Below are 13,353 nucleotides of genomic sequence, written 5' to 3'. Positions count from 1 at the left end.
TCGCGAGCCGGCGCCGAAGGCGCCCGACAAGCAGCCTGCGAGACTGATCCCATGCGCATCGTTGTACTTGCCGGCGGCATCGGTGGGGCCCGGTTCTTGCGGGGTCTCAAGGCGGCCGTTCCGGAAGCGGAGATCACCGTCGTCGGCAACACCGGGGACGACATCCACCTGTTCGGGCTCAAGGTGTGCCCGGACCTCGACACCGTCATGTACACGCTCGGCGACGGCATCAACGAGGAGCAGGGCTGGGGGCGCCGCGAAGAGTCCTGGAGCATTCGCGAGGAGATGGCCGCGTACGGCGTCGAACCGACCTGGTTCGGGCTGGGCGACCGGGACTACGCGACGCACATCGTGCGGACCCAGATGCTCGGTGCCGGCTACCCGTTGTCGGCCGTCACCGAGGCGCTGTGCGCGCGGTGGCAGCCCGGTGTACGACTCGTCCCGATGAGCGACGACCGGGTCGAGACGCACGTGGTGATCGACGATCCCGACAAGCCCGGCACCCGCAAGGCGATCCACTTCCAGGAGTACTGGGTGCGGCTTCGCGCCGCGCCGACCGCGCACGCGATCGTGCCGGTGGGCATCGAGACGGCCAAGCCCGCGCCCGGCGTCCTGGAGTCGATCGCCGAGGCCGACCTGATCCTGTTCCCGCCGTCCAATCCCGTGGTCAGCATCGGTACCATCCTGGGCGTGCCCGGGATCCGCGAGGCGCTGGTGGCCGCGGAGGCGCCGGTGATCGGGTTGTCGCCGATCATCGGCGGCGCACCCGTACGCGGGATGGCCGACCGGGTCCTGGAGGCGGTCGGCGTCGAGACGAGCGCCGCGGCCGTCGCCCAGCACTACGGACCGGGGCTGCTGGACGGCTGGCTCGTGGACACCGCGGACGCGGACACGGTGCTCACCGTCGAGGCGGCCGGCATCCCGTGCCGGGCGATCCCGTTGCTGATGACCGACGTCGAGGCCACCGCCGAGATGGCCCGCGCCGCGCTCGCACTCGCGGACGAGGTGCGCTGATGGGGGCTCCGCCGCGCGGCTACTCGGTGTTCGGGGTGCCCGGGCTGCCCGAGATCGGCGAGGGCGCCGACCTGGGCCGGCTGATCGCGGACGCGGCGGCGGGGCCGGACGGGCCCGGCCTGCTCGACGGGGACGTGCTCGTGGTGACCTCGAAGATCCTCAGCAAGGCCGAGGGTCGGTTGTTGCGCGGGGTCGATCGGGAGAAGGTGATCGACACCGAGACGGTCCGCCTGGTCGCGCGCAAGGGCCGCACCCGGATCGTGGAGACCCGGCACGGATTCGTGATGGCGGCGGCGGGCGTGGACGCGTCCAACACGCAACCCGGCACCCTGCTGCTGCTTCCGGAGGACTCGGACGCCTCGGCCCGCCGGTTGCGCGCGGCACTGGCCGAGTCGACCGGCGTCCGGGTGGGCGTCGTCGTGTCGGACACCTTCGGCCGGCCCTGGCGTACCGGGGTCACCGATGTGGCGATCGGCGTGGCGGGGCTGGACGCGATGGACGACCACCGGGGCCGGATCGACACGCACGGCAACGAACTCGCGGTCACCGTCACCGCGGTGGTGGACGAACTCGCAAGCGCGGCCGAGCTGGTCAAGGGCAAGGCGGGCGCGGTCCCGGTGGCGATCGTGCGCGGCTTGGGGCATCTGGTCACCGACGCGGACGGCGCCGGGGTACGTCCGCTGGTGCGCGGCGCCGAGGACGACATGTTCCGGCTCGGCACCCAGGAGGCGGTCGGCGAGGGCGCCCGGAACGCGATCACCGCGCGGCGCACGGTGCGCGCGTTCACCGACGAGCCGGTGGATCCGGACGCGGTGCGTCGCGCGGTGGCCGCCGCGATCACCGCACCGGCCCCGCACCACACCGTGCCGTGGCGGTTCGTGCTCCTGGAGAGCGCGTCGGCCCGGACCGCGCTGCTGGACGCGATGCGCGACGCGTGGGTGGCGGATCTGCGGGCGGACGGCCTGGGTGAGGAGCGCATCGCGCAGCGGGTCAAGCGTGGCGACGTGTTGCGCGGCGCGCCGTATCTGGTGGTGCCGTGCCTGGTCACCGACGGCGCGCACACCTACCCCGATCCGGTGCGGATGCGGGCCGAGCGGGAGATGTTCACCGTCGCGGCGGGCGCCGCCGTGCAGAACCTGCTGATCGCGCTGACCGCGGAGGGCCTGGGGTCCGCGTGGGTGTCGTCGACGATGTTCTGTCCCGACGTGGTACGCGCCACGCTCGCGCTGCCCGCCGACTGGGATCCGATGGGTGCCGTCGCGGTGGGCCGGCCGGCCGAGCCGCCTCGGGAGCGTCCGGTCCGCGCGGCGGACGATGTGATCGTGGTGCGCTGAGCGGCGCCCGAACAGGACGAAGGGGTGGGCGCGCCATCGGATTTCCGATGGCGCGCCCACCCCTTTGTGCACGGCCTCTGCCGCGTGGCGCTGCCGGCCCGGATTCGGCGGGCCCACATCACTGCCGACGACGGGTCGAAAGCGATGTCCGGCCGATGTCCGGGGGCGTCACGCCACGTCAGTAGCCTCCGACCGAGGATCCGCCGACGGTCGGCGGGGCCTGCGGACGCGGCGGCGGGATGTGTCCGCCGCCGGGGGCTCCGGTGCGTCCGGGGTTCGGCGACATTTCGGGGCCGTCATAGGGCGGGGGCGGTGTCTGCGGCAGATCGGCGGAGCCCTGGCTGCCGGGCGGCTCGACCTCGCCGCGCCAGGCACCGGTCTCGTGGCCCCGCTTCTCCACGAACACCTTGAAGTGTTCGAGGTCGCCCTTGGTGCGGCCACGCACGAAGCCGAGCTTGTCGCCCACCGTCTCGACCAGACCCTCGGGGTCGAACTCCATCTGGAGCATCACCCTGGTGTGTACGTCGTCGAGCCGGTGGAAGGTGACCACGCCCGCCTGATGCGGGCCGTCCACGGTCTTCCACGCGACCCGCTCGTCGGGTCGCTGTTCGGTGATCTCGGCGTCGAACTCCCGGGTCACTCCGGCGATTCGGGTGACCCAGTGGGTATGCGTCGCATCGAGTTGCTCGATCCGCTCGACCCCGCTCATGAACTGCGGGAACTCCCGGAACTGGGTCCACTGGTTGTACGCGGTGCGGACCGGCACGTCCACGTCGATCGAGTGCTGGACGGTCGTCACGAGCACTTCCTCCTCGTTCTCGGTGTCGGTTCCTGCTGCGAGATTGCACAGCCGGGTCCTTCACCCGAACGGCTGCCCGAGCCCTCCGCCGACAAACGTGGCGTCCCCGGTCGGGGTCGGGGTCGGGTTCACGACGCCCGCTCACAACACCTTGTTCACAAAGCCTTGTTCGCAACGCCTGGTTCACGAGACCTGGTTCACAACGCCTGGTTCACAAGGCCTGGTTACAACGCCTTGCCGACGAAGTGCCGACGCGGTCCGTACCGCGGTGCGCGGCGCGGGACCTTCACGCCCGACATGCGGATCAACAGCGCGGCCCGGTGCCGGTGTCCGGGGTAGCCGGCGAGCAGTTCGAGCATCCCCGCGTCGTCGACCGCGTGTCCGGCCAGCGCGAAGCCGATCGTCTTGGGCAGGTGCAGGTCGCCCACCGACAACGCGTCCGCGTCGCCGTGCGAGCGCTGCATGGTCTCGGCCGCGGTCCATATGCCGATCCCGGGCACCAGTTGCAGCAGTCGGGCCGCCTCGGGGTGGGCCACGCCCGTGGTCGCCTCCAGCCGGCCGGCCACCCGGACCGCCGCCATCACGGTGCGCGAGCGGCGCCCGTCCACGCCGGCCCGGACCCAGTCCCAGGACGGGATCAGCGCCCAGGTACGAACGTCGGGCACCACCCGCAGGCCGGTCGGCGCCGGCCCCGGCGGCGCCTCGCCGTACTTGCCCAGCAGCAGCCGAAACGCCCGGCGCGCCTCGATCGTGGTGACCTTCTGCTCCAGGATCGAGGGCACCAGCGCGGCCAGCACCAGCGTCGTGCGCGGCATCCGCAGGCCCGCGAAACGGCGTTCGGCGTCCCGGACGATCGGGTGCCGGGCGACGAAGGCATCCGGTTCGTCCTCGGCGCCGAGCAGGGCCGGCAGTGCGTCGAGTTGCCATCCGGCGCCGGGCCCCCACGCGCTCGCCTCGACCTCGCCGGTCCCGGGACGGTCGAGCAGCCGCAGCGTGCACGGCCCGTCCGGCGTGCGCGAGGTCCGCCACACCGAGCCGTCGGTGCCCGCGTGGTACGTGGGGTCGCTGTGGCCGCGGCGCAGTTGGCCCAGGGTCAGCCGCAGGTCGAGCGGGAAGCCCGGACGCCACACGCGGTGGCGGGCACTCGGGTGCAACTGGCTCTCCTCGCGGTCCGGGTCGGGACCGCCACGGTACCTTCCCGGTTTTGCCCCGATGTGCGCAGAGCAGACTTCACCTATGCGGGTGATGGCGTTCGGCACCTATGACACGACCGTCCACCCCCGGGTGGGAATCCTCATCGAGGGCTTGCGGCGCCACGGTATCGAGGTGGTGACCTGCAACGTTCCCCTCGGACACATGGACGCCGGGCCGATGGTCCCGCCCCCCGCGGCCCATCCGGGGATCCCCCGCCAGCGCATACGGCACGCCCGGTGCATCGCGGAACTGGTCGCCAAGGCCCGCCGCGCGCCGCGTCCGGACGTGGTGATCGTCGGCTATCAGGGTCGGCTCGACATCCAGATCGCCCGTCGGCTGTTCCCGGGCGTACCGCTCGTGCTCGACCACCTGGAGAGCGTGGACGACGTGGCCGATCGGCTCGGCCAGTCGGCGCAGGCCGAACTGCGCAAGGTCGACCGGATCGAGCAGGCCGCGATCGCCGCGGCCCGGCTGGTGCTGGTGGACACCGAGGAGCACCGCCGGGTGCTCCTGCCCGGGCATCGCGACCGGGCGGTCGTGGTGCCGATCGGGGCGGCGCCGGTGTGGTTCGACGCGGGCCGGGCGAGCACCGATCCGACCCCGATGGCGGCGGGCGGGCCGGGCTCCGGCACGGACCCGGCGTCCGATGCCCGACCCGGCGCTGTCGCGGCGGACCTGCCGGTGGACTTCGCGCCGGACTTCCGGCCCGGTGAGGACCTGCGGGTGATCTCGTTCGGTCTGTATTCGCCGGTGCAGGGCGCGCCGGTGATCGGTGCCGCGCTGAGTCGGTTGGAGGGCTATCCGATCGTGGTGACGATGATCGGTCGAGGGTTGCAGGCGCAGCGGACCCGGGACCTGGTCGGCCCGGACGCACCGCGGGTGACCTGGCGGACCTGGGTTCCGGAGGCCGAGTTGCCGCGCCTGGTCGCGGCGCACGACGTGTGCCTGGGCGTGTTCGGCACCGGCGCCAAGGCGCTGCGACTGGTGCCGAACAAGGTCTTCCAGGGTGCGGCGGCGGGGTGCGCGGTGCTCACCTCGGACACCGCGCCGCAGCGCCGACTGTTCGGGCCGGCGGGGTTGTTCGTGCCGGCAGGCGATTCGGACGCCCTGGCCGACGCACTGCGCCGGTTGGCCCAGCACCCGGCCGAGGTGGCCCGGCTGCGCGCAGCGGCGGTCGCGCTCGCCCGCGAGCGCTTCGTCCCCGAGGCGGTGGTGGAGACGCTGGTGGAACGGCTCCGGGAGATCGTCGACAAGCGCGCCTGACCGCCGAGCGCGAACGGGAGCTCGGCCCACGCGCGGGCCGTGTCGGTACGGATCGCGGGCGGCGCGTCGGCAGGCGCCCGCGGTCTTCGTCGGCGCGAAAACCGCGGGCACTCGGCGGAGCCGCGCTGCTCACCCCACCCGCAGCGCCACGTCGGTGCGGATCGCGGGTAGTTGGTCGTAGAGCTTCTGGCCGGGGCACTCGGTGTTGAACGCGTCCCGGTGGCCGGAGATCACGTCGAACGCGTGGGTCGTGCCCTTGGGGTAGCGGCTGCCGCTGTCCGACGAGGTAAGCGTGACCTTGCCCTTGGGGTTGCGGTCGTCGAGGCCGAGCTTCCACGCGATCACCCGGGAGAGGGCGATCAGCATCCGGCCGGGCGGCGCGGCGGTGGTGTAGGTGCCCATCGCGGCGACGCCCATGCTGTCGGTGTTGAAGCCGAGGGTGTGTGCGCCCAGGACCGGTTTCTCGGTGCCGCCGGCGCGACCCTCGAAGATCGTGCCGCACTTGTCCACCAGGAAGTTGTAGCCCACGTCGGCCCAGCCGTTGGTCTTGACGTGGTAGCGGTAGATGGACCGGAGCACCTTGGCCGAGTCGCTGCAGGGGAAGTCGTTGCCGTCGGCGGTGTGGTGCACGAACGCGGCTCGCACGGTGTTCGTGTACTTGAACTTCGCGTCCCGCAGCGACTCGTCGGCGCCCCAGTCCGCGCGGGCCACGATCGCCGGCTTGTCGGCGTGGCCCTTGACCGCCCGACCGTCGGTGCGGTTGGGCAGGGTCGGGCGAGGCGGCATCCGGTCCAGAATCGACTCGCCGGGGTCGACCAGTTCGGCACGCAGGTCCTTGGGCAGCACGCCGTCCAGCACGCCCACGCGGACCTGGATGCCGTCGGACCGGCCCGCCCAGAACGGCTCGGTGCCGCCGCGGACACCACCTTCGACCTCGTCGGTGCCGTCGACGCCGGTGTGCAGCTCGTGCCACGGGCTCCACACTCCGCCGGTGCGGGTGCGCACGTGCACCGCCATTCGTGCCCCGGCGCCCGGATCGGCCCAGGTGACGCCGAGCAACGAGTAGGCGGGGGTGCCGCGTTCGGTGGTGAGCACCTCGGTCCGGCCCACGCGCGGCGCGCCGGCGTCCGGCTCCTGTTCGATGCCGGTCAACGGGAGGGTCACCGTCGAACCGGGGGTGCTCGGCCGGTCCTCGGCGTGCGCGGGTGGTCCGACGAGCACGGCGGGTACGGCGAGGGCGGCGATCGACAACGCGATTCTGGTGTACACGGGCGGGCCCCTCCATCGTGGGCGGTCGAGCTCTACCGGTTCCCGCACGGCACTGAATCCCGTACCAAATGCGGCAATTACACCCATTTGCGCCATCGATTCATCGGCTCGATAGGCTGGGAGCATGCTCAGCACCCCGGTCGATCAGTTGCGCATCGCGCTCGCCGCCGACTCCGCGCGGCCCTTCACCACCTTCTACGACGACGCCACCGGCGAGCGGGTCGAGCTCTCCGTCGCGACGTTCGACAACTGGGTCGCCAAGACCGCGAACCTGCTGCGCGACGACCTCGCGGTCGAGCCGGGCGCACGCGTTTCACTGCTGCTGCCCGCGCACTGGCAGACCCAGGTGTGGCTGCTCGCGGCCTGGTCGCTGGGCCTGGTGGTGAGCTTCGACGGCGATCCCGCCGACGCCGATGTGGTGGTGTCCGGCCCGGACACCCTCGATCGTGCGGCGACCTGCCCGGGCGAGCGGGTCGCCCTGGCGCTGCGGCCGATGGGCGGGCGGTTTCCCACGCCGCCGACCGGCTTCCTGGACTACGCGGCCGAAGTGGCCGGGCACGGCGACCGGTTCGTGCCCGAAGGCCCGGTACGCGCTGATGCCCCGGCGCTTTCGGAGGCCGGACGCGAGTGGACGGCCGGCGAGTTGGCCGAGGCGGGCGAGGCCGCCGCGCGGGAGTGGAAGCTGGTCCCCGGCGATCGCCTGCTCACCTCTTTGAGCTTCGCCCGAACGGGTGGACTGCGAGCGGGCGTGCTCGCGCCGCTTGCCGCGTCGGTCCCCGTCGTCGTGTGCCGTCACCTGGATGAATCCCTGCTGGAGCGGCGAATCGAGGTCGAGCGGGTCACCCGTGCCGTCACCCGTTCCGCCGACTAGGCCATGACAAGACGGGTCGTGCTGCGCTTTCGTGGCCACGACCGCCCGTAGTGCCGTGCCCGGCGGTCCCTCAGCAGGCGGGGAGGCGTGGGTTCATGGATACGTGGGATCACCTGTACCGGCCCGAGGGCGCGGCCGAGCCCGCCGCGCCCGAGGAGCCGTCCGCGACCCACGAGTCCGCGCCTGCCGCGCCGGTCGAATCCGGCTCCGGTCGGGCCGCCGCGCGCCGCGCGCGCAAGAAGCGCAACCGGCGGCGCAAGGTGTTCCTGCCGATCGGAGTCGGCATCTCGCTGATCCTGCTCACCGGCGTCTCGGCCGCCTACGTCGCGTACCAACGGCTCAACGGCAACCTCGAGACCGACGCGGTGGACGGCAAGCTCAACGCCGATCGCCCGGCGGTCGGCGGCAACGGCAACGGCAAGGGCGAGCCGATGAATCTGCTGATCATCGGCTCGGACTCGCGGGCCGGCGAGAACCGCGCGCTGGGCGGCGGCGGGGACAACGGCGAACGCTCGGACACCACGCTGTTCGTACACCTGTCCTCGGACCGCGAGCACGCGGTGGTCATGAGCATCCCGCGCGACCTGCTGGTCACCGTGCCCTCGTGCGTGACCAGGGACGGCGCGCGCTCCGCCGAGCAGCGCGGGGTGATGTTCAATTCGGCGTTCGAACTCGGCGGCGCCGCGTGCACGCGCAACACCGTCGAGAAGATCACCGACATGCGCGTGGACCACCACATCATCGTGGACTTCTCCGGCTTCAAGGGCATGGTCGACGCGGTGGGCGGCGTGGAGATCTGCCTGCCCCGGACCGTGCAGGACCGCGAGGGCAACATCACGTTGTCCGCCGGCCGCCGCAAGGTGCACGGCCGGGAGGCCTTGGACTACGTCCGGCTGCGCCACGACATCGGGCTCGGCGGGGACGGCAGCGATCTGGGACGAATCAAGCGCCAACAGGCGTTCGTGGCCTCGCTCGCGAAGCAGATCCGCAGCGGCGACACGCTCTCCAGCCCGTCCCGGCTCTTCGCCCTGGCCGACGCGTTGACCAAGTCGATCCGGGCCGACGAGGGCCTGGACTCGGTGGCGGCCCTGGTCGACCTCGCGCGCGGGATGCAGGACCTGGAGACCAGGGACATCACCTTCGCGCACGTGCCGGTGTACAACCCGCCGGAGGACAACAACCGGGTCGCCCTGGTCCAGCCGGACGCCCGACGCCTGTTCGACGCGATCAACCACGACGAGCCTCTGGACGGTCGGCGCAAACCGGATCCGGCGGCAGCACCGGGGGCGGCACCCTCGATCGACGTCGCGTCCGACGGGCCCACCCGCCGACCGGACGGGGCCGCCCCGGCAGCCGGTGTCGCCGGCGGCACCGCCGCGCCGGCCGAATCGGCGAAGACCTCGGTCAGGGCCGACACCCGGAACGCGGATCAGGACATCTGCAAGGCGAACTGACGCCCCATCACCCCATTCGTCCACAGGCGTCCCGCCTCGGCGGCGACGAATGTGGTGGCGCACGGTAGCGTGCTCGCCGATACGCGGGCCGCTCCGCCGTGACGTGTTGCGCCTTCATTCGGTGACCTGCGTCACAGGCGGATGGGCACACGCAACTCGGGGCAGTGGCAGCACGTCTATCACAGATAACGGCCGCTCTACGCGCGGTTCGTCGCTCTTGATCGGCGTTGGGCGCCCTGGGGAAAGAAGCAGACACGACGTGAGTGACAGCGAACGGGCCGGCAAGCAGGCCGAATCCGGTCGGGACGCGAGCCCGGAGACGGCACCCGCGGCTCCGACCGAATCCGAGACATCGGCTCCGGGACCCGCGGCGGCCGAGACGGATGGGCCGAACGCGGCGAACGCCGACCCGGCTCCCGGCGCGGACGCGGCCGACCCGGCTCCGGCCGCCGACGCGCCTCCCGCCGCGGGCCCGGCGGTCCCGGCTGACCCGGCTGATCCGGCACCGGCCGCGGACGGGCCGGCTGCCGGGGTCGGGGCCGACGCCGAGGCGAAGGCGGGCGCGTCCGAGGCGGAACCGGCCGAGCCGGGTGGGCCGAAGGCCGAGATACCCGCGGCCGAGATACCGGCGGCGGAGATACCCGAGGCGGGCGCACAGGCCGAGGGGGATCCGCAGGCCGAAGCGGGTCCGCAGACCGAGGGGGATCCGCAGACCGAAGCAGGTACACAGACCGAGGCAGGCCCACCGCCCCCCGCCGGGCAGCAGAGCGCACCTGCCGACGCGGCGCCCGCCGTACCGTCCCCGCCCACGCCCGCCGCAGCCGGCTCCGAGGAGCCGCTCGCCGCCGCCGTGGCCGCGATGGCCGCCGCCGGCGAGGCCGCGGCGCCGGATCGGCTCTCCCGGCGGAATCGACGCCGGCGGGTGTACAAGCGGGTCCTGATCGGCGTCACGGTCACCGTGGCGCTGTGCCTGGTGGCCGGCAGCATCGCGGTGTACGCGATCTACCGCAAGCTGGACGGCAACATCACCTCCGAGGACCTGACCGCGAAGCTGGGCCCCGAGCAGGAACGTCCGCAGGTCGTCGCGCACGACGCGACGAACATCCTGCTGCTGGGCTCGGACGACCGCAGCGGCGACAACAAGCAGTACGGCGACATCGGCGAGGGCACCAAGCGCTCGGACACCACGATCCTGTTGCACCTGGCCGCCGACCGGAAGAGTTCGGTGGCGGTCAGCATTCCGCGCGACCTGATGGTCGACATCCCCTCGTGCGTGCGTCAGGACGGCAGCAAGTCGCGGGCCTACCGCGACCAGTTCAACCACGCGTTCGAGATCGGCGGCGCGGCCTGCACGATCAAGACCATCGAACAGATGACCAAGGTCCGCGTCGATCACCACATCGTGATCGACTTCTCCGGCTTCAAGGAGATGGTCAACGCGGTGGGCGGCGTCGACGTGTGCCTGAGTCAGCCGATGCGGGACACCGCCGCCAAGCTCGACCTGCCCGCCGGCCGGCAACGGCTCAACGGCGAGCAGGCACTCGGGTACGTCCGCGCCCGCAAGAACGTCGACGACGGCAGCGACACCCAGCGGATGACTCGCCAGCAGCGTTTTCTGGCCGCGCTCGTTAAGAAGGTCAAGGTCGGCGACATGCTGACCCAGCCGTGGAAGTTGTACAACCTCCTCGACGCCGGCACCCGGTCGATCACCGCCGACCCGGGACTGAGTTCGCTTAGGGATCTGATGGACCTGTCCGACAGCATCAAGGGGATCCCCAACGACAGGGTCGCGTTCCTGACCGTGCCGCGGCAGCCGTACCGGTTCGACATCAACCGGGACGAACTGGTCCAGCCCCAGGCCGACCGCCTGTTCGAGGCGATCCGCCTCGACCGGGTCGCGGTCGGCGCGGCGGTGAGCGGCAAGGACGAGAACGGCTTCGAGAACAACGGCGAGGTGCGGATCGAGCAGGCGGCGACGCCGACGGCGTCCACCCGCACCAGGATCGACGAGAACGGCGACCGGGTGACGGTCACGCCCACCGCACCGGGTTCGAGCGGCACCGACAAGGGGACCGGCACCCGGTCGCCCGCGAACACCGGGACACCGGGCTCGTCGACTTCCACGACCGACCCCACATCCACCAGCGGCGGCACCCCGTCGGCCGAACCGACCTCGGCCGCGAACACGGGCCCGATCGTCACCGTTTCGGGACGAACGGCGGAACAGGACGTGTGCGCGGGCTGATTGCATCGAAACCGCACAGGGAGGGCCGGGTCGCCGCGGATCGGCGGTGACCCGGCACGTTGCCGGAGGGGGCTCGTCACATGGGCACGGACGCGGATACGGAGGCCGGGGAGCACGGGGCACCCGACCGGCGGGGCATACGCAGAAAGAGCACCGTGAAGAAGCGCCTCAAATGGATCGCGATCTCCGTGGTCGGCATCCTGGTGATCCTGGCCGGCAGCGCGTACGGGTACATCCGGTACCTGAACGGGAAGCTGCATCACACCCAGATCACCGCCGACAAGAGCAATCGACCACCGGCCGCGGCGAAGGACGAACAGGGCCGAAGTCCGATGAACATCCTGCTGATCGGCAACGACAGCCGGATCGGCGAGGGGCGGCGCTACGGCGCGGAGGGGCACGAGGGGCTCGCCGACGTGGCGATCCTGATGCACCTGTCCGCCGACCGCTCCAACGCCACGCTCGTGAACATCCCGCGCGACACGATGGTGGACATCCCGCGCTGCGAGATCGGCAAGGGCAAGGACAAGAAGGTCACCGAGGCCCGGTTCGGCCAGTTCAACGACAGCTTCCGCAGCATCGGCGCGTCGTGCACGGTCGCCACCGTGGACCGCATGCTCCAGGTCCGGATCGACCACTACATCGAGGTCGACTTCAAGGGCGTCCGGGATCTGACGGACGCGGTCGGCGGGGTGCCGATCTGCCTCGACGCGCCGATCCACGACCCGGTCCTGTCCAATGAGCGTGGCGGCACCGGCCTGGACCTCCCGGCCGGCCCGAACAACCTGAGCGGCAACGACGCGCTGCAATTCCTGCGCGCCCGGCACGCGTTCGGGGACGGGAGCGACCTGGCCCGGATCGAGGCGCAGAAGGTCTTCCTGATGTCGCTGGCACGCGAACTCAAGAGCAACGCGAAACTGAGCAACGTGGACGGCATGTTCAAGATCGCGAACAGTGCGGTGAGCGCGCTCACGGTGGACAACGACCTGGCGGGCGTGGACAAGCTGATCGACCTGGCCGACGAGATCAAGAAGGTGCCGGAGAAGCGGATGGCGTTCACCACGCTGCCGACCGAGACCTACCGGCCGGCACCGGACCAGGTCCAGCCCCTGCGGCCGGCGGCGGACAACCTGTGGGCCGCGATCCGGGCCGACCGGCCGTTGACCACGGGCGACGGGGCGACCGATCCGCCGCCCGCGCCGGTGGCCACGACGCCGCCTCCGCCCCCTCCGACGATCGCGCCGAGCGACGCGGCCCACATCCGGGTGACGGTGGACACCGGGACCGAGAAGAAGCGCATCACCCCGGTGGTGGAAGCCCTCAAGCGCCAGGGTTTCAAGGCCACTTCGGGTACGACCATGCCGGACGGCCGGGAACACGCCAACAGCCGGATCACCTACCCCGACGGCAGTCGGGATCAGGCGAAGGCGATCGCGACCGCGCTGGGCCTGCCGGAGACCGCCCTGGAGGTGGCCCGTCCCGGCGACACCACGATCAAGCTGCTGATCGGGGCGGATCTTCCGGACGCGGGCCCCGGGGGCGGCGGCACTCCGACGAGTTCGGCCGGCGCCGGCCCGAGTGGGACGCCCGAACCGCCCAAGGCCGCCGACCTGAACCTGGAGACGGCCGACAACACCAAGTGCGCGTCTCCGCGCAAGAAGCAGTAACACACGCAGGCACGTTCGAAGGGGGTCGTGATGGGATGCGCAGGAAAGCGCCCGTCCGCGACCCCCATCGATCGAACAACGATCGACCGACAGCGGATCCGGAACCATCGGTGAAGGATTTCGTACCTTTTCCGATGATCCGAGTGTCAGGACTTCGCAGTCTCGGTGACCATGGCGAGATCTCGCCGGTTATGGTGGCTGCTTCCAAACCGACCATCACGTATCACCGTCGGGTTCCGTGCG

Annotated in this window: 9 protein-coding genes and 1 pseudogene; 7 read left to right on the top strand and 3 right to left on the bottom strand. The window is 71.6% G+C overall.

Annotated features, from left to right (window positions below):
- Positions 1–51 precede the first annotated feature (51 nt).
- Positions 52–1,014: a 2-phospho-L-lactate transferase gene (gene cofD, locus ACFZBU_RS30190; protein ID WP_391586841.1), complete on the top strand. Its 963-nt coding sequence runs from the start codon at positions 52–54 to the stop codon at positions 1,012–1,014.
- The gene (locus ACFZBU_RS30185) at positions 1,014–2,348 is read left to right on the top strand and encodes a coenzyme F420-0:L-glutamate ligase (RefSeq protein WP_391586840.1); all 1,335 of its coding nucleotides are present in this window, start codon (positions 1,014–1,016) and stop codon (positions 2,346–2,348) included. The genes cofD and ACFZBU_RS30185 overlap by 1 nt, the downstream gene beginning before the upstream one ends.
- Positions 2,349–2,703: 355 nt before the next feature.
- Here the strand turns inward: ACFZBU_RS30185 and ACFZBU_RS30180 are convergent.
- Both ACFZBU_RS30180 and ACFZBU_RS30175 read right to left on the bottom strand, forming a co-directional pair.
- Positions 2,704–3,147 (bottom strand): annotated as a pseudogene (locus ACFZBU_RS30180) (SRPBCC family protein); the annotation flags it as partial.
- A gap of 224 nt (positions 3,148–3,371) precedes the next feature.
- Entirely contained in the window at positions 3,372–4,301 is a 930-nt protein-coding gene (locus ACFZBU_RS30175; RefSeq protein WP_391586839.1) for a DNA-3-methyladenine glycosylase family protein, read from the bottom strand.
- 82 nt (positions 4,302–4,383) lie between these two features.
- Between ACFZBU_RS30175 and ACFZBU_RS30170 the strand changes: the two genes are divergently transcribed.
- A complete protein-coding gene (locus ACFZBU_RS30170; RefSeq protein WP_391586838.1) occupies positions 4,384–5,604 on the top strand; it encodes a glycosyltransferase in 1,221 nt (406 codons plus the stop codon).
- Positions 5,605–5,733: 129 nt separating this feature from the next.
- On the opposite strand, the gene ACFZBU_RS30165 is transcribed toward ACFZBU_RS30170, so the two are convergent.
- Positions 5,734–6,873 (bottom strand): peptidoglycan recognition protein, encoded by a 1,140-nt coding sequence (locus ACFZBU_RS30165; protein WP_391586837.1) that lies wholly within the window; start codon positions 6,871–6,873, stop codon positions 5,734–5,736.
- 124 nt (positions 6,874–6,997) lie between these two features.
- Here ACFZBU_RS30165 and ACFZBU_RS30160 point away from each other — a divergent pair, with 124 nt between their 5' ends.
- From ACFZBU_RS30160 to ACFZBU_RS30145, 4 genes are all read left to right on the top strand, one after another.
- Positions 6,998–7,744 carry a TIGR03089 family protein gene (locus ACFZBU_RS30160; RefSeq protein WP_391586836.1) on the top strand — a complete coding sequence of 249 codons (747 nt, stop codon included), beginning with the start codon at positions 6,998–7,000 and terminating at the stop codon, positions 7,742–7,744.
- 95 nt (positions 7,745–7,839) lie between these two features.
- Positions 7,840–9,198: an LCP family protein gene (locus ACFZBU_RS30155; RefSeq protein ID WP_391586835.1), complete on the top strand. Its 1,359-nt coding sequence runs from the start codon at positions 7,840–7,842 to the stop codon at positions 9,196–9,198.
- A 259-nt stretch (positions 9,199–9,457) separates the two neighbouring features.
- A complete protein-coding gene (locus ACFZBU_RS30150) occupies positions 9,458–11,443 on the top strand; it encodes an LCP family protein (protein ID WP_391586834.1) in 1,986 nt (661 codons plus the stop codon).
- 155 nt (positions 11,444–11,598) lie between these two features.
- Entirely contained in the window at positions 11,599–13,110 is a 1,512-nt protein-coding gene (locus ACFZBU_RS30145) for an LCP family protein (protein ID WP_391586833.1), read from the top strand.
- The last annotated feature ends 243 nt before the right edge of the window (positions 13,111–13,353 follow it).

It is taken from the genome of Embleya sp. NPDC008237, from assembly GCF_042956465.1.
Taxonomy (GTDB): domain Bacteria; phylum Actinomycetota; class Actinomycetes; order Streptomycetales; family Streptomycetaceae; genus Embleya.
This window is presented reverse-complemented; position numbering and strand designations above follow the sequence as displayed.